16 protein-coding genes are annotated in these 15,507 nt (G+C 61.4%); 3 read left to right on the forward strand and 13 right to left on the reverse strand.

The features are described 5' to 3' along the window. Positions 1-37: 37 nt before the first annotated feature. Together HMPREF3044_RS06010 and HMPREF3044_RS06015 are read left to right on the forward strand one after the other, a co-directional pair. Positions 38-421 (forward strand): ArsR/SmtB family transcription factor, encoded by a 384-nt coding sequence (locus HMPREF3044_RS06010; protein ID WP_070740016.1) that lies wholly within the window; start codon positions 38-40, stop codon positions 419-421. 50 nt (positions 422-471) lie between these two features. Continuing rightward, positions 472-909, forward strand: coding sequence for a Fur family transcriptional regulator (locus tag HMPREF3044_RS06015; RefSeq protein WP_005395402.1), 438 nt, complete (start codon positions 472-474; stop codon positions 907-909). On the opposite strand, the gene HMPREF3044_RS06020 is transcribed toward HMPREF3044_RS06015, so the two are convergent. The 10 genes from HMPREF3044_RS06020 to hrcA all read right to left on the reverse strand — a co-directional run bounded on the left by HMPREF3044_RS06020 (position 893) and on the right by hrcA (position 10,265). Continuing rightward, positions 893-1,981 carry a VIT1/CCC1 transporter family protein gene (locus HMPREF3044_RS06020; protein ID WP_005389297.1) on the reverse strand — a complete coding sequence of 363 codons (1,089 nt, stop codon included), beginning with the start codon at positions 1,979-1,981 and terminating at the stop codon, positions 893-895. The genes HMPREF3044_RS06015 and HMPREF3044_RS06020 overlap by 17 nt on opposite strands. Continuing rightward, a complete protein-coding gene (locus tag HMPREF3044_RS06025; protein WP_371326117.1) occupies positions 1,981-2,652 on the reverse strand; it encodes an isoprenyl transferase in 672 nt (223 codons plus the stop codon). Before HMPREF3044_RS06025 ends, HMPREF3044_RS06020 begins: the two co-directional genes overlap by 1 nt. A 132-nt stretch (positions 2,653-2,784) precedes the next feature. After that, complete coding sequence (gene recO, locus HMPREF3044_RS06030; protein WP_070740019.1) at positions 2,785-3,510, reverse strand: DNA repair protein RecO; 726 nt, start codon at positions 3,508-3,510, stop codon at positions 2,785-2,787. A 3-nt stretch (positions 3,511-3,513) separates the two neighbouring features. Beyond that, positions 3,514-4,440 (reverse strand): GTPase Era, encoded by a 927-nt coding sequence (era, locus tag HMPREF3044_RS06035; protein WP_005389290.1) that lies wholly within the window; start codon positions 4,438-4,440, stop codon positions 3,514-3,516. Then, on the reverse strand, positions 4,433-5,782 hold the full coding sequence (locus tag HMPREF3044_RS06040) for a hemolysin family protein (protein WP_070740022.1): 1,350 nt from the start codon (positions 5,780-5,782) through the stop codon (positions 4,433-4,435). The genes era and HMPREF3044_RS06040 overlap by 8 nt, the downstream gene beginning before the upstream one ends. 9 nt (positions 5,783-5,791) lie before the next feature. Continuing rightward, positions 5,792-6,316 carry an rRNA maturation RNase YbeY gene (gene ybeY / locus HMPREF3044_RS06045; RefSeq protein WP_005395393.1) on the reverse strand — a complete coding sequence of 175 codons (525 nt, stop codon included), beginning with the start codon at positions 6,314-6,316 and terminating at the stop codon, positions 5,792-5,794. 3 nt (positions 6,317-6,319) lie between these two features. Then, positions 6,320-7,300, reverse strand: coding sequence for a PhoH family protein (locus HMPREF3044_RS06050; protein ID WP_005389286.1), 981 nt, complete (start codon positions 7,298-7,300; stop codon positions 6,320-6,322). A 49-nt stretch (positions 7,301-7,349) separates the two neighbouring features. Next, entirely contained in the window at positions 7,350-8,072 is a 723-nt protein-coding gene (locus tag HMPREF3044_RS06055; RefSeq protein WP_070740025.1) for a 16S rRNA (uracil(1498)-N(3))-methyltransferase, read from the reverse strand. Further along, positions 8,073-9,209, reverse strand: a complete 1,137-nt coding sequence (dnaJ, locus tag HMPREF3044_RS06060; RefSeq protein WP_005395392.1) for a molecular chaperone DnaJ — start codon at positions 9,207-9,209, stop codon at positions 8,073-8,075. It abuts the gene before it with no gap. A 30-nt stretch (positions 9,210-9,239) separates the two neighbouring features. Then, positions 9,240-10,265 carry a heat-inducible transcriptional repressor HrcA gene (hrcA, locus tag HMPREF3044_RS06065; RefSeq protein WP_070740028.1) on the reverse strand — a complete coding sequence of 342 codons (1,026 nt, stop codon included), beginning with the start codon at positions 10,263-10,265 and terminating at the stop codon, positions 9,240-9,242. Positions 10,266-10,421: 156 nt separating this feature from the next. Here hrcA and HMPREF3044_RS06070 point away from each other — a divergent pair, with 156 nt between their 5' ends. Next, complete coding sequence (locus HMPREF3044_RS06070; protein ID WP_070740031.1) at positions 10,422-11,636, forward strand: HNH endonuclease signature motif containing protein; 1,215 nt, start codon at positions 10,422-10,424, stop codon at positions 11,634-11,636. Here HMPREF3044_RS06070 and hemW read toward each other — a convergent pair. From hemW to HMPREF3044_RS06085, 3 genes are all read right to left on the reverse strand, one after another. Then, on the reverse strand, positions 11,628-12,770 hold the full coding sequence (gene hemW / locus HMPREF3044_RS06075) for a radical SAM family heme chaperone HemW (protein WP_005389280.1): 1,143 nt from the start codon (positions 12,768-12,770) through the stop codon (positions 11,628-11,630). The two genes, HMPREF3044_RS06070 and hemW, sit on opposite strands and share 9 nt — an antisense overlap. Next, positions 12,771-13,457: a hypothetical protein gene (locus HMPREF3044_RS06080; protein ID WP_005389278.1), complete on the reverse strand. Its 687-nt coding sequence runs from the start codon at positions 13,455-13,457 to the stop codon at positions 12,771-12,773. It lies immediately after the preceding gene. A 126-nt stretch (positions 13,458-13,583) separates the two neighbouring features. After that, positions 13,584-15,422 (reverse strand): AMP-dependent synthetase/ligase, encoded by a 1,839-nt coding sequence (locus tag HMPREF3044_RS06085; RefSeq protein WP_070740034.1) that lies wholly within the window; start codon positions 15,420-15,422, stop codon positions 13,584-13,586. Positions 15,423-15,507: the final 85 nt, after the last annotated feature.

Raw genomic sequence — 15,507 nt, forward strand, 5'->3', positions numbered from 1 at the left:
AGTCGTACGACAGTACGAGAAAAGAGGCCTCAACATCATGGACAATGATTTCACCGCTTCTCCCCGCGTCCAAGTTGTCGTGCCTGATTCCTCCGGACGCTACGAAATGGTCGACCCTTCCACTATTCTCTCCCGCATCTCCGTAACTGAGGAACAGCAGTCCGCCATCCTGTCTACCGTGCGCGCACTTGATTCACAGTTGCGCCTCACTATCGTCCTCCTCCTCTCAGATGGGGAGCGTCGCGTCCACGAGCTAGTGAAGGAGACCGGCGCAAGCCAGCCCCTCGTAAGCCAGCACCTGAAGGTGCTCAAAGAATCCGGCGTGGTGACGAGCAGACGAGTCGGCCGCGAAAAGGTGTACTCCCTGTGCTCCAACACGGCAGCTACGATCATCCTCGCCTGCCGCCAGCAGGAGCGATAGCAGACCTCGTCTATACTGGCCACAGACTCGCGTTAGAAGGAGTGGCATTTATGAGAACACCGGCTCAAGCTTCTGCATCCCTGCCCAAAATTGGTCAACGCAGAACGAGGCAGAAGGCCGCCGTCGTGTCTGTGCTGCAGACGATGGATCATTTCTCCTCTGCCAAGACCATCCACGAGGAACTCACCACGCGGAAGCAATCCGTCGGGCTGACCACCGTCTACCGAACGCTTCAGTCCCTCGTCGATCTCGGGGAAGTAGACGTCCTGCACACCAATTCGGGGGAAGCACTGTACCGCCATTGTGCGAACGAGCACCATCACCACCATCTCGTGTGCGAGAAGTGTGGCACCACGGTGGAGATTTCAGGCGGTCCCGTGGAGGAATGGGCACGTACGGAAGCCGCCAACCACAGCTTCACGCTCACGAGCCACACCGCCGAGGTGTTCGGGCTCTGCCCAGCGTGCGCCGCTACAGCACGTAGCTAAAAGCGAGTCCCAGCACGTAGGTGATCCCTGCGGCGCCTATCCCCAGGGCGAGCTGCCGCAACGCACGCTTCATCGGGCTCGCACCACTCATCACCCCGACGAAACCACCGGTGATCATGAGCACCCCGCCGACCAGAACGAGGGAGACGCACGTCGCCACGACCGTCGACAGCGGGAAGAGAAAAGCCAGAATCGGCACGAGAGCACCGAGTGCGAAGAAGCAGAAGGACGCGGCTGCGGCAGCGGCACCGCTGCCGACAACCTCGGAGTTCCGCGCCTCGAATAGTCCCCCCACTCCGGAAAACACGTCTGCCTCCGCCCCTCGCGGCAACGCCTTCGACTTCTCGATCGCCTCATGCGCGTATCTCGTAGCCTCGCCGGCCTCCATTCCCCGCGCCCGGAAAACGAGCGCCAGCTCGTTTTCGTCCAAGTCGAGGGCCGGGAGGGCCGAGGAAGCGGTGGATGAGTCCAACGTCGACGCGTCGAGAAGCTCCTTCTGCGAGCTCACCGAGACGAATTCGCCCGCGGCCATCGACAGCGCGCCGGCGAGCAGCCCGGACACGCCGGTGAGCAGGATGACAGAGTTGCTCACTCCACTGCCCACCATGCCGATGACGAGGGCCAAGTTACTGACCAGGCCGTCGTTGGCGCCGAAGACCGCGGCGCGGAAGTTGCCCGAGAGCTTCTCGCGCCCGGTCGCCGCGAGACCGCGCACGACCTCCGCGTGGATCTTCTCGTCGGCGCTGAGCCGTTCCGTCGCATCCGCATCGTCCTCGTAGGGGCGACGCTGCTCCGCTGCCTGCAGCAGTGCGAGGGTGAACACGGAACCGAACCGCCGCGCGAGGAAACCCACAATCCGGGTCTCCAGGCTCGGTTGCACGGTTTTATTGGCGTACGGCCCGAGCATGTCCTCCCAATAGCGCTCGTGGCGGGTCTCCGCCTCCGCAACTGAGCGGAGGATCTCTTGCTCCTCCCCCGCTGCCTTATCTGCAAGCGCCCGGTACGTGCGAGCTTCCGCGCGCTCGTTGGCCAAATACTTGCGCCAACGACGGATCTGCCTCGCTGACGGCATTACTTCGTTCCCCCAAAACGGCGGTCGCGCTTGGCATACTCGAGGCAGGCATCGTACAGGTTCTCCTTGGTGAAGTCCGGAAAGAGGGTGTTCTGGTAGACCATCTCCGCGTAGGCGGACTGCCACAGCAGGAAGTTACTCGTCCGCTTCTCCCCCGACGGACGGAGGAACAGGTCCACATCTGGCATCCCCGGCTCGTCGAGGAACTGCGCGAACGTCTTTTCCGTCACCTGCTCGGGCCGCAGGGTTCCCGCCTGCGCCCGGCGGGCGATCTCCCGCGCCGCGTCGACGATCTCCGCGCGGCCACCGTAGTTCACGCACATGTAGAACGTCATCCGGGTGTTTTCCTTGGTCATCTCCTCGGCGAGCTCGAGCTCGCGGATCACCGACCGCCACAGCCGGGGCCTGCGCCCAGCCCAGCGCACCCGCACGCCCTTCTCGTTGAGCACGTCACGCTGACGGTGCAAAACGTCGCGGTTAAATCCCATGAGGAAGCGCACCTCGTCGGCGGTTCGCCGCCAGTTCTCGGTGGAAAACGCGTACGCCGAAAGATGGGGAATTCCCAGCTCAAGGCAGGCATCGATGATGTCCATGAGAACCGCCTCGCCGCGTTTGTGCCCCTCGGTGCGTACCATTCCGCGCTCCTGCGCCCAGCGGCCGTTGCCGTCCATGACGAGGGCGATGTGGTTGGGAAGGAACTTGCGTGGGATATCTGGTTTCACAACCCCCCATTGTGCCACGCGGGTAGCCCGCCGTCCTAGTTATCGCTTGTCGACGACTCCCCTTTCCGGTTTGTTCACGCCTTACGCTTCGTTGAACTTGGACAGGGCCTGGACCCGGCGCTCCAGGTGGAAGGTGACAAAGGCGGTTGTCAGGGCGTGTGCCTCGGATATCCGCGCCGTTGACTGCCCCGCCGCCGCAGGTGCACCCACATGTATGTACTGCCACATGAGGTGCAGCGTCTCCGGATCGGGCGTGGCTGAGCCCGGCAGCCTGCAGCGCTCACACAACGCGCCACCAGCACCGGCGTGGAATACCTCGTGGGGCCCAGGCGCCCCGCATTGCGCGCAGTCGAACAGCGACGGCGGCCAGCCGACATCGCTCATGATATGGAGGAGGAAAGCGTCCAGCACCGGGGTCACCACGCCCGTCTCGTTGAGCTCCGCCAGAGCATTGAGGACACGGTCGTACACGCCCTCCGACTCCGCCCCGAGGCTCACCTTCTCTGCGGTTTCCAGAACGGTGCTGGCGGCGGTGTAGCGCGGGTAGTCGTCGATCAGCCTGCCAAAGAAGGTGACGGCGTCCGCCCCCGTCACCGATTCCAGGTTCCGTCCCTTGTAAAACTGCACGTCGAGCTCCACAAACGGCTGCAGCCGGGAGCCAAACCTACTATTGGCCCGGCGCACCCCCTTGGCCACACCCCGCACAATGCCGCGTGTGCGGGTAAGGAACACGACGATGCGATCCGCCTCGCCAAAATCATAGGTGCGGACGATCACCGCCCGTTCCCTATAAGAGCCACGGCGCATAGGCTAAAAGCCCAGCCGACCGAGCGCCTTCGGGTCGGACTGCCAGTTCTTCAGCACCTTAATCCGCAGATCGAGAAACACGTTGTGTCCCGTCAGTTCGATGAGCGAGCGGCGCGCATCCGTAATAATCCTGCCCATACGCTTTTGCAGGATACCCTTCTGCCCCGGGCGCTCGACGTAAATAATCGCGTGGATGGCCTGCTTACCCGGATCCTTTTCCGTCGGCTGCTCGAGCACCTCGTCGATCTCTACCGCCACGGAGTGCGGCAGCTCATCTTTCAGGCCCGTCAGCGCCGCCTCGCGGATGAGCTCCGCCATGCGGGTTTCCATATCGTCGTCGGTGAGGTGCGTATCCGGGTAGAACTTTGGCCCCTCCGGAAGCTTGTCGACGATCACGTCCGTGAGCACGTCCAGCTGCTCCTGCTTCACCGCCGAACACGGCACGACCTCGCACTCGCCACCAAGGAGCTCATGCAGCGCCTGTAGCTGCACCATCACCTGGTCGCGCCCCACCTTGTCGATCTTCGTCACAACGCCGATGAGCGTCGTCTTCGGTGCTACGTTCCGGACAGCATCGAGAATCCACCGGTCGCCGGGGCCGATCTTCTCGTCTGCGGGGATCGTGAGCGCAATCACGTCCACGTCCGCGTAGGTCTCCTTGACCTGTTCATTCAGGCGTTCGCCGAGCAGTGTCCGCGGCCGGTGCAACCCGGGTGTATCCACCACAATGACCTGGGCATCATCCCTATGCACGATGCCCCGGATCGGGTGGCGCGTCGTCTCCGGCTGGTTCGCGGTAATCGCAATCTTCTGCCCAACCAGGGCATTCGTAAGCGTCGACTTGCCAGTGTTCGGGCGGCCGACGAAGCTCACAAAACCGGAGCGGAAACCTTCGGGGGTATCGGTGAACAAGTAAGCATCCTTAATCATCAGAAGGTGAGGAGTTGTCCCCCTGATCATACCCCGCGCCCAGCTCGTCGGGATAAACCGTGACCACCACGCTCGTCACACGCATCCGCCCACGGCGATCCCGTTTCCCCTCCGCCGTCAGCGCCATGCCACATGTGTGCACGGTCGAGCCGGGTAGGGGCACCCGGCCGAGCTCGTAGGCAATGAGCCCGCCGACGGTATCCACCGTATCGAGGATATCCTCCGAGAACGTCAGTTCCTTGCCGTAGGTCTCCTTAACCAAATCATTAAGGTCTTCCAGGCTGAGGCGGGAGACGACGCGGTAGGTATCGGCCTCCAGGTCAACGATGGGGGCGACCTCTTTATCGTCGTATTCGTCTGCGATCTCGCCGACGATTTCCTCGAGGATGTCTTCGATGGAGATGAGGCCGGCGATGGCCCCGTACTCGTCGACAAGCACAGCGATGTGGTTACGAAGCCTCTGCATATCATGAAGCAAATCATCGAGGTTCTTCGAATCGGGGACGAAGTTCGCATCCCGCATGATGTCTTTGACCAAAACGGAGGTGCCACCATCCGCATGCGAATACGTCTCCGCCACCAGATCCTTGAGGTAAACAATGCCGACGATGTCATCCACGGACTCGCCGATGACGGGGATCCGGGAATGTCCGGAACGCACGCACAACGTGGTTGCCTGCCCTGCGGACTTGTCCGCCTCAATCCAGATCATGTCCGTACGCGGCACCATGACGCTGCGGGCCGTTGTTTGCGCCAGGTCAAAGACCGATTGGATCATCCGTCTTTCGTCGACTTCCACCACGCCCTTCTCCTGGGCGATATCCACCATCTCCCGCAGCTCCACTTCAGTGGAGTACGGGCCCTCGCGGAAGCCACCGCCCGGTGTGACCTTGTTGCCCACCCAGATGAGGAGCTTCGCCACCGGCCCGAACACCGTGGCCAGGACGCTTAGGATCGGCGCGGCAGCGAGCGCCGTCGAATACGGTGACTGTTTGCCCAGCGTTCGTGGCAGCACGCCGACGAATACGTAGCTGATAAGGCTCATGACAACGATGGTCACCACCATCGCCACCGACAACCGGTCAAACACCTCGAATGCGACGGCACCAGCGAACACTGCTGCCGTGACATCGAGCACCGTCTGCGCTAGCACCATGAGGTTGATGTGCGTCGCCCGGTTGCCAGCTACGCGACGCAGCCGAGCAGCCCCACGCACATCGTCCTTGACCATCTCTTCCACGCGTGCAACGGAGATACCGCTAAGCGCAGAATCCACCGTCCGGCAGAGCCCTGACAAGACGAGGGCGACAAGGGCGACAAATGAATATAGGAAGGGCTCCATGATGTGTTGTTACAGGTTCTCTTTCTCCGCCGCGCTGGGGAACGCCTTAGGTGTCGTCGGCTTCTCACGCCCGGTGGCCTCGTACCACCGCTTCAAAATGTCGTTTTGCAGCGCGAACATGTGCTGCTCCTCGTTCGGCTTCGCGTGATCGTAGCCAAGCAAGTGCAGGCAGCCGTGCACGGTCAGGAGATCGAGTTCGTGGTTGAGGCTGTGGCCTGCCTTGTCCGCCTGCTTCTGAGCAAAATCGGGGCACAAAATGATGTCCCCGAGGTAGGCAGGACCCGGATCGGCGGCATCGGGGCGTCCACCGGTGGAGGAAATGTCATCCATCGGGAAACTCATAACATCCGTCGGCCCTTCAAGGTCGAGCCAGCGCACGTGGAGGTCCTCGATCGTATCCAGATCCACGCACGTAATAGTGACCTCAACCGACGGGTGGACATCCATGGTGGTGAGGGCAAACTCCGCCACCGTGGACAGCTGCTTTTCATCCACGTCGGTATTTCCCGATTCGTTCAAAACCTCGATAGACATCCGTTACCTCTTTGTGCTGTGGGTCTGCTCGTACTCGTCGTAGGCGGCGACAATCCGCCCAACCAGCTGGTGGCGCACCACATCCGAGCTCGTCAGGTTGCAGAAGTGGATTCCTTCCACCCCATCAAGAATATCCCTAATCACCCGCAGGCCAGAGCGCTGTCCACCAGGCAGATCCACCTGCGTCACGTCGCCGGTGACCACCATCGTTGAGCCGAAGCCCAACCGGGTAAGGAACATTTTCATCTGCGCAGCCGTCGTGTTCTGTGCCTCATCGAGGATGACGAACGCATCGTTCAGAGTGCGCCCGCGCATGTACGCAAGCGGGGCGACCTCAACGATCCCCGACTCCAACAGCTTGCCGATGGCCTCCTGATCCACCATGTCACGGAGAGCGTCGTAAAGCGGGCGCAGGTACGGATCGATCTTCTCACCGAGCGTGCCCGGCAAAAACCCCAGCTTCTCCCCCGCTTCCACCGCAGGGCGCGTGAGGATGATGCGCTGCACGCGCTTCGACTGCAACGCCTGCACTGCCTTCGCCATCGCCAAATACGTCTTACCCGAACCAGCGGGACCAATCCCGAAGACGATCGTGTTGTTGTCGATCGCATCGACGTACTTCTGCTGCCCGTGCGTCATCGCCCGCACCGTCTTGCCACGGCGCGAAATGATGTCCCGCTTCGCCGCCGCCGACACCGTCTCCGGCGCATCCTTGCGGACAAGCCCAACCATGTGACGGACGGTCTCCGGGTTGATGGTGCGACCGGCTTTCGCAGCCGCCGCCAGCTCATACAAGACGCGGGACGCGCGCACCACATCCACATCTGGGCCGGTGATGGTCACCGTGGTGCCGCGGGCGAAAATCTCCGCCCGCACATGTTCCTCCAATGCCTTGAGGTTTTTATCCTCAACACCGAGAATTGTCTGCACGTGAGCGGGGTCGAGATCAATGACCTTTGTCACGATCGGCGTATTCTTTTCCACCACGGTGTTTCTTCAGTCCCTGCCTTCTCATCAATCGTCGATATAACCGTTAAGACTCTACCAGCCACCTGCTGGTTTGCACGCCAATTGCAGCAAGCGCCGCAAAACCGGCCGTCGCTGTGCGCAACACCTCGGGCCCCAACAGCACAGGACGTGCGCCCGCAGCACGGAATCGCTCCACCTCCGCTGGGCTCAATCCGCCCTCCGGCCCAATCACGAGCGCAATGCGCCGGGCCTGCGAGAGGTCAACCTCCGCCAACGGCACGCTCGCCTCCTCATGCAGCACGAGCACGAGATCCACCCCATCCAACGCCTCATCCAGCGCATTCGGCTTCGTGATAAGAGGAAGGCGCGCCCGGCGCGACTGCTTCGCCGCCGCCACCGCCGCATTCTCCCACTTCTTCGCTTTCTTTGGCTGCCACTTGGCAATGCACCGCTCCGCTTCCCACGGCACGATGACATCGGCCCCGCCCTGCGTCAACAGGTCCACCGTCAGCTCCTGCCGCTCCGATTTGGGCAGCGCCTGAATAACCGTCACCTGCGGGTTGGGCGGCGGCACCTCTTCGCGGGAGGTGACATCCACGTGAAGCACGTCCTTGCCCTGGGTGGCGGTGACTGTGCCCACCGAGCGGCCACCGTGGCCGTCGGCAAGCATGACAATCTCACCGGGACCGATGCGCTTGACCGTCACAGCGTGGCGCCCCTCCGGCCCAGAAAGCGTAAACGGCCCGGGTGCCGGAGCTACATTCACCATGAACGTCGCCGCTGTCACTTACAACCCCAGCTTCGACCGGAGATTAGAGAAGAAACCACTCGAATGATCCCGCTGGACCACCTCAACCTTCTCCTGCGAACTCCGGCGCACCTTCCGCAACTGCTCCTTCGCCTTCCGATCCAGGTGCGTCGGCACCGTCACCGTCACGTGCGCAATGAGATCGCCCTGACCATCTTTACGCAGCCGCGGCATGCCCTTGCCCTCGACACGAATCTCCTGGCCAGGCTGGGTCCCCGGAGCCACATCGAGAGAAATCTCCTCGCCACCCAGATCCTCCAGGGACGTTGACGCACCCAGCGCCGCATCCACCATCGGCACCGAAAGCTCCACATGGAGGTTATCCCCCTCACGGGTAAACACCGGATGCGGCTCCACACGGACCTCCACATACAGGTCACCGGCAGGTCCACCACCGTGGCCAACCTCGCCTTGGGAAGCCATCCGGATCCGCATCCCATCAGCGATCCCCTTCGGAATCGCCACCGTCAGATCACGACGCGCACGCACACGCCCATCACCCGCACACTCCTTGCACGGATCCTCAATGACCTCACCCGTGCCATCACACTCCGCACACGGCCGCGTCGTCATCACATCGCCCAGGAACGAACGCTGCACCTCCTGCACCATGCCCTGCCCGTGGCACACCGGACACGTCACCGGCTTCGCTCCCGACTCCGAACCCGACCCCTGGCACGACGTACACACCACCGCCGTATCCACGGTCACCTGCTTCTTCACCCCGGCGAAAGCATCCTCCAAGCTAATCGACGTACGCAACAATGCGTCCGCCCCCGGTTGCACACGCGACCTCCGCTGGCTCCCCGCCCCCTGGCCACCAAAGAACGCGTTGAAGATGTCCCCCAGGCCACTGCCGGTGGAAAACCCGCCGAAGCCGCCGGGGCCACCCTGCGGCTGCTCCATGGGATCGCCGCCCATATCAACAATGCGACGCTTCTCCGGATCACTCAACACATCATGAGCGACAGAAATCTCACGAAACTTCTCCGCCGCCTCATCACTCGGGTTCACATCGGGGTGATACTTGCGCGCCAACTTGCGGTACGCCTTCTTAATCTCACTATCCGACGCAGATTTATCTACACCCAAAATGCCGTAATAATCACGAGCCACAGTTCTTGAAATCTCCTACAAATATTGGTTCTAACTTCCGAGCACCTTACTCACATAATGAGCAACAGCGGTAACCTTCGAAATAGTCCCAGAATAATCCATATAGGTGGGGCCCACTGTTCCCAGCGCCCCTAATGGGGCCATCGCCTGCCCATATGCCGTCGCCACGACGGAGGCACCGTGCAACTTCTGGTCCTCGTTTTCCTCCCCGATGGACACCTTCACCTGCCCCAGCTCATGCACAGCACTCATGAGCTTCAGCATGATCACCTGCTCCTCCAGCGCCTCCAACACGGCGGGCAGGCCTGCGGGAAGCTCGCCACGTAGCTGGGTGAGGTAAGGGGTGCCGGCGAGGATGAGGCGGTCGGAGGGGGCGTCGACAAGCGTGTCCAGGAGAACACGGGACATCGCCTCCACCACATCATGAGCGCCCGGGCGCGCGTCAGCCACCGCATGCTCCAACGCACCACGAGCCTCGGGCATCGACTTGCCCACAAGGTGCTCGTTGAGCACAGCCCGCGCTTCAGTAATAACATCCTCCCCCACAAGCTCAGTGAGCTCCACATTGCGCTGATCCACCCGGCCCGTATCCGTGATCAAAACCAGCAGAATACGCGTCGGGGTCAGACCCACCACCTCCACGTGCTTAACGCGGGAAACCTGCAACGTAGGCACCTGCACCATCGCCACCTGGCGGGTCAGCTGGCTCAGCAACTGCACACCACGGCGCAGCACATCCTCCAAATCCACGCCCTGATCCAAAAACTTCATGATGGCGGCACGCTCCGCCTTACTCAGGGGCTTCACCGTCTGAATCGAATCCACGAACTCCCGGTAGCCCTTCTCCGTGGGGATACGGCCACTGGAGGCATGGGTTTGGGCGATGAGCCCCTCCGCCTCCAGCACGGCCATATCATTACGGATCGTGGCAGACGAAACTTTGAGCCCATGCCTTTCGACAAGAGCCTTCGACCCCACCGGTTCCTGCTGTGCAATGTAATCACTTACTATCGCGCGAAGAACTCGCTCACGCCGACCACTCGCTGAATTAGACACAAACGCCTCCTTACGTCACGGCCTAATTGTATATCCCGCCCCGATATCCCCCGAGTTATCCACAGAAAACTACGCATATAGGAAGAAAAAGGGAAACTGTGGATAACTATCGGCCTTTTTCAGCAGCACACAACAATTGCGCTTAGTGTCCAAGGCATGACAACGATTCTCAACGCAGCCAAGGTGGTCAACACCGGCCTTGCCATATTCAAGGAGGTCGCGGCAATCGCCGCCGACCGCTGTGATGCTGCCACTTTTATCTCAGAATCGTTCTACTACTCCAAAACCGACGCCAACAAGCTTGTCACCGCCTCCAAAAACTGGGCAGCCTACACCGACCCCGACCACCTCGCCTTCGACGTTCCCGTCCCCGTCCTCATCCTCATCTCCCACGCCATGAACCTCCTCCACCCCGATGAGGATGTCGAAGCATTCCGCACTGAAATGCTCATTTTCGCCGACCACGGCAACACCAGCTGGGAAGATGTTCGCGCGCACATCAAAAAGATCGCCGGCGCCAAACAAGCCCGAAAGGTCTCCAACTCCGTCACCTTCTCCAAAACAACCGACATCACGGGCATGCAGCACGCGCACGTCCGCCTCGACCCGGAACTCATGGCTACCTTCCGCGTCACCCTGAAAAACCTCGGCGAGAAGTGGACCGAACTGCCCCAGTCCTACAGGTACGCAGAGGGGTTGAGGAAACTCCTACTACAGGGCGTCGACAAGCAAAAAGAGGACGACCCGTGGGACCGCACCATGACCCCCGCCTTCATGATCACAGTCGACGGGGACTACATCGGCGACGGCAAATTCGCAACCACAGACGGCACCCTCCTCGGAAAAGAAGACCTCGCCGACATCAAACTCGCCGACTACGGCCTCGTCAGCATCTACGACCGCAACGGCAACATCGGCTGCCACTACCTGCTCGAAAACCAGCGACTCGCCAGCAAACAACTCCTCTCTGCCATCGCCTGCGACCAAATCTTCTGCTCCCACCCTGGCTGCTACAACCTCGCCGTCTACTCCCAAGGCCACCACTCCAAAGCCCACAAACACGGCGGAAAAGCCAACTCCGACACCATCATCCCCCTCTGCAGAAACCACAACCTACAAAACGACGACGACCCCGACAAACCCAAAAACGGCCGCCACGTCCGAGACCCCAAAACCAAAGAAGCCATCTTCCTCCCACCCGACGGAGGACCACCGAAACGACACAAAAACCACTGCCGCGAATACTCCGGGCGAGGCCTTCACCTGCGACAACGCGCCAACCTAAAAAGACGCACTAAAGCGGAAAACCTTGCCCGCCAAAAAATCCGCCAAAAAATTCACAGACGCCGCCCCAAACGGCGACTACTCTAACCCCAAAAACAGGATGTCAGCTGCAATGCCATCGGCGTGCAGCCGACCTTCCCTGGTCACACGCACCTGACCGCCGGACTCCTCCAGGAGGCCGGCGGCGATGTAGCGATCGATCTGCACCTGCCCGTTATCATGAACCGCAGCGCGCCGAATCCCCTCGGACAGGCGCAACCTCAGCATGACCTCCTCCACATACCGGTCCTCATCGGTCAGGGTCTCCTCGCTCCTCACCGGAAGCTCTCCCCTCCCCAACCGCTCGGCATAACGCGCCGGCAATTTCTCGTTCATCCACCTATGCTTGCCGACGAACGAGTGCGCACCCGGACCTGCGCCCCACCACGGCTCGCTGCGCCAGTACCCCATATTATGAAGGCACTCACCACCCGGCTTGGCGAAATTCGATACCTCGTACCAAGAAAGGCCTGCTTCCTCTGCCATGTGGGAAATGATTTCGTAACGGTCGGCCATGATCTCTTCGCTCGGCATTGGTAACTCACCATGCTGAACCTTACGGTTCAACGCCGTGCCCTCTTCGACGATAAGTGAGTAGGCAGACAGGTGGTCGATGCCGGTACTGAGCGCAAGTTTCACGGAACGCCGAAGATCATCATCAGTTTCACCTGGTGTTGCGTAGATCAGATCCAGGTTCACGTGCTCGAATCCAGCATCGATCGCCTCACGCGCAGCATCCAGCGCGCGCTGCGGAGAATGCTGCCTCTCGAGTACACGAAGCACGTGGGGAGAGGCAGACTGCATACCGAGAGAGACTCGGGTAAACCCTGCCGAGCGGATCGTCGAAAAGAATTCTGGTGATGTGGACTCCGGGTTCGCTTCGGTGGTTACCTCAGCCCCGGGAGCGATCTTCATGGTGTGAGAGACGGCGTCGAGGATGCGCGCAAGCCCCTGCCCACCCAACACCGACGGAGTGCCCCCGCCTACGAAGATAGTGGATACTCCATCAGCGGGCATGCCGCCGGTGGCCTCGAGCTGGGCGGTAGCTAGCTCCAGTTCCTTTTCCAAGGCTTCATGATAAGCGGGAAGGGCATCGTCCGAGCCGAGGACGTAGGTATTGAAATCGCAGTACCCACACCGCACGGTGCAGTACGGAACGTGGATGTAGAGTCCGAATGCCACTTAGAGGCCTTTCGACGGATGGTTCGGTTTGTTGTTCCCGCTCGCATTGCGCGCTTTGGCCGCGACACGGTGGACGATGGCCTCGACACGGGCGCGTTCGTGGAGGAACTCGGGTGGGTTGTTGCCGCGGAGGGTCTTCGTGATGTCGGGGTCTGGGATGACAACGACGGTCATCCAGGCGCCGACGGCGAGGTTGACAAGCTGCCAGGCTTTGGTGGCGGTGAGGGGGATGGAGACGGATTCGAGGTCGTCGATGGCGAGGGCGGTTTGTTCGACGACCCAGTCGGCAAGCGTGGTGAGGTAGTCGACGACGGCATGGGTGCGTTGCACGGGGGCGGTTAGGTGGAGGAGGTCTGCTGCGGTGAGTGCCTCGGGGCGGGGGATGGAAGGGGTGAGGCGGGCGCTTGTGCGGCCGCTGAGGGTGCCGGCGCGCAGCCCGGAGACCATGGCGTGGCGCATGCCGGCGAGTTCGGCAGCGGCGCGGCGGGAATCGTTGCGGCCTTCGGTGATGATGTCGTTGAGTTCGCGGAGGCAGTCGTCGACAAGCAGTTCGTCCCAGTCGGCGACGGCTTCGGCGACGTGGTCGATGTAATCGGCGATTTCGTCGCCGATGTCGAAGAGTGCTTGGGTGAGGTCGCGGAGCCGGAGCTTGGCGTCGTGAAGCTTGGCGTCAGCCAGATAAGCCACGGTGACAGCGACCTCCCAAAACGTTGTGCGACGGGTGGAAACGGTCGAGCGTTTTACGGCTCGACCGGACTGCACCTCACTTTACGGCTCCGTGTGCCCCGGGCCGGGGAGGCAGGGCCGGGGAGGTTATTTCTTTCTGTAGATCCAGTCGATTTCCTCTGCGAAACGGCTGACGACGATGTTCCTCTTGACCTTCATGGTAGGGGTGAGTTCGTTTCCTTCCTCGGTGAGATCGCGGTCGAGGATGTAGAACTTCTTGATCGATTCCGCGTGGGAGACGGAGGCGTTGGCGGCGTTGATAGCGTCTTGGATTTCGGCGCGCAGCATCGGGTCGGTGACGAGCTCTTTGGTGGGCTTGTTCTCCGGGAAGTTGTGGCCGAGTTTCCAGCGCAGCATGGCGTCTTCGTCGAGGGCGATGAGGACGGCGATGAAGGGTTTACCGTCGCCGACGACGAGTGCCTGGGAGATGAGCGGGTGGGCGCGGAGCTTGTCCTCCAGTGGCCCGGGGGAGACGTTCTTGCCGCCTGCGGTGACGATGAGGTCCTTCTTGCGGCCGGTGATGACAATGTGCCCGGTGTCGAGGAGTTCGCCGAGATCACCGGTGTTGAAGTAGCCCTCGGAGTCGAAGGCCTCTGCCGTGGCGATGTCGTTTTGCCAATAGCCGGTGAATAGTTGCTCTCCGCGGAGGCAGATTTCACCGTCGTCGTTGATTTTTACGGCCATGCCACCGACGGGCTGGCCGACGGTGCCGATGACGTTGTCCTTGCCAAAGTTGACGGCTGCCGCAGCGGCGACCTCGGTGAGGCCGTAGCCTTCGTAGACGGGGATCCCGATGCCGCGGAAGAAGTGCAGCAAGTCATGGCTCATGGCGGAGCCTCCTGATATGGCGTAGTTGCAGGCGCCACCGATGGCCGAGCGAATCTTCTTGTAGATGAGTTTTTCGAAGATGGAGTGTTGCATCTCCAGCCTGCGGGAGGGTCCGTCTTCTTCGTCCATGGCCTTGGAGTAGTCGATAGCGACCTGCTCCGCCTTAGCGAAGGTGGCGGCCTGGATGGGCCCGCGGTCGAGGGCGTTGTTGGCCGCGGCGTTGCGTACCTTTTCAAATACGCGGGGCACGCCGAGGATGAGGTTCGGGCGGTTGCGCTGCAGCTCCACGGAGATGGTCTTGAAGTTGGACCAGTGGGACTGCGTGCCGCCGGAGACGACGAAGGCGAGGGACACGGCGCGGGCGAGCACGTGGGCCAGCGGCAGGAAGGTCACCATGGAGTTGCCGGGGCGGGCGATCTGGCCGATGGGGTGTGTGAGTAGACCCAGCACCTGGGCGAGCCAGTTGTGGTGGGTGAGCATACAGCCCTTGGGGCGCCCGGTTGTTCCTGATGTGTAGACGATCGATGCGAGGTCATCCGAGGAGGTGGTGCGGATGCGTTCCCACACCTCGTCGTCGGAAATATCGCGGCCTTCGAATTTGATGGTGTCGACACCGGAGCTGTTGATTTCCAGGATGCGGCGCAGTTTGGAGGGGGAATCCGATAGCGGTGGCTTGCCATCGGGGCCGAGGACGAGGTGCTTCATGATCTCGGTGTGGTCTCGGGTCTCGGTGACGGCGATGACCGCACCGGAGTCCTCGATGGCCCACCGCACCTGGGACAGGGAGGAGGAGCCGTAGATCGGGACGGAGGCGGCACCTGCTGCCCAGATGGCGAAATCGAGGAGCGACCATTCGTACCGGGTCTCGGAGAGCAGGGCTACGCGGTCGCCTTGCTGTACCCCGTTGGCGATGAGGCCTTTGGCGACTTCGAAGACTTCATCGACGAAGTCTTTGGTGGTGACGTTCACCCATTCGAAGTTCTGGGGCCGGGTGAAGCTGACACCGTATGGTCGCGCCTGTGCGAGGCCGAGGAGTGCTGTGAGCACGGTGTCGTGGGGGCCGATGTCGTACTTCGCGGGGGTACTGAATTCCTGCATGGGGTTAAGGTTAGTACGCAGCTCGCGGAACCAGCTACTTAGTTCCCCGGCGCGACAGCCCTGAATCCCCGCATTTACTAACAGT

It is taken from the genome of Corynebacterium sp. HMSC073D01 (assembly GCF_001815555.1).
Classification (GTDB): Bacteria; Actinomycetota; Actinomycetes; order Mycobacteriales; family Mycobacteriaceae; genus Corynebacterium; species Corynebacterium glucuronolyticum.

What these genes read in the sequence shown, in the direction of transcription:
- HMPREF3044_RS06010 (WP_070740016.1), top strand. Translation starts at nt 38, where the DNA reads ATGGACAATGATTTCACCGCTTCTCCCCGCGTCCAAGTTGTCGTGCCT.
- HMPREF3044_RS06015 (WP_005395402.1), top strand. Translation starts at nt 472, where the DNA reads ATGAGAACACCGGCTCAAGCTTCTGCATCCCTGCCCAAAATTGGTCAA.
- HMPREF3044_RS06020 (WP_005389297.1), bottom strand. Translation starts at nt 1,981, where the DNA reads ATGCCGTCAGCGAGGCAGATCCGTCGTTGGCGCAAGTATTTGGCCAAC.
- HMPREF3044_RS06025 (WP_371326117.1), bottom strand. Translation starts at nt 2,652, where the DNA reads ATGGACGGCAACGGCCGCTGGGCGCAGGAGCGCGGAATGGTACGCACC.
- recO (WP_070740019.1), bottom strand. Translation starts at nt 3,510, where the DNA reads ATGCGCCGTGGCTCTTATAGGGAACGGGCGGTGATCGTCCGCACCTAT.
- era (WP_005389290.1), bottom strand. Translation starts at nt 4,440, where the DNA reads ATGATTAAGGATGCTTACTTGTTCACCGATACCCCCGAAGGTTTCCGC.
- HMPREF3044_RS06040 (WP_070740022.1), bottom strand. Translation starts at nt 5,782, where the DNA reads ATGGAGCCCTTCCTATATTCATTTGTCGCCCTTGTCGCCCTCGTCTTG.
- ybeY (WP_005395393.1), bottom strand. Translation starts at nt 6,316, where the DNA reads ATGTCTATCGAGGTTTTGAACGAATCGGGAAATACCGACGTGGATGAA.
- HMPREF3044_RS06070 (WP_070740031.1), top strand. Translation starts at nt 10,422, where the DNA reads ATGACAACGATTCTCAACGCAGCCAAGGTGGTCAACACCGGCCTTGCC.
- HMPREF3044_RS06085 (WP_070740034.1), bottom strand. Translation starts at nt 15,422, where the DNA reads ATGCAGGAATTCAGTACCCCCGCGAAGTACGACATCGGCCCCCACGAC.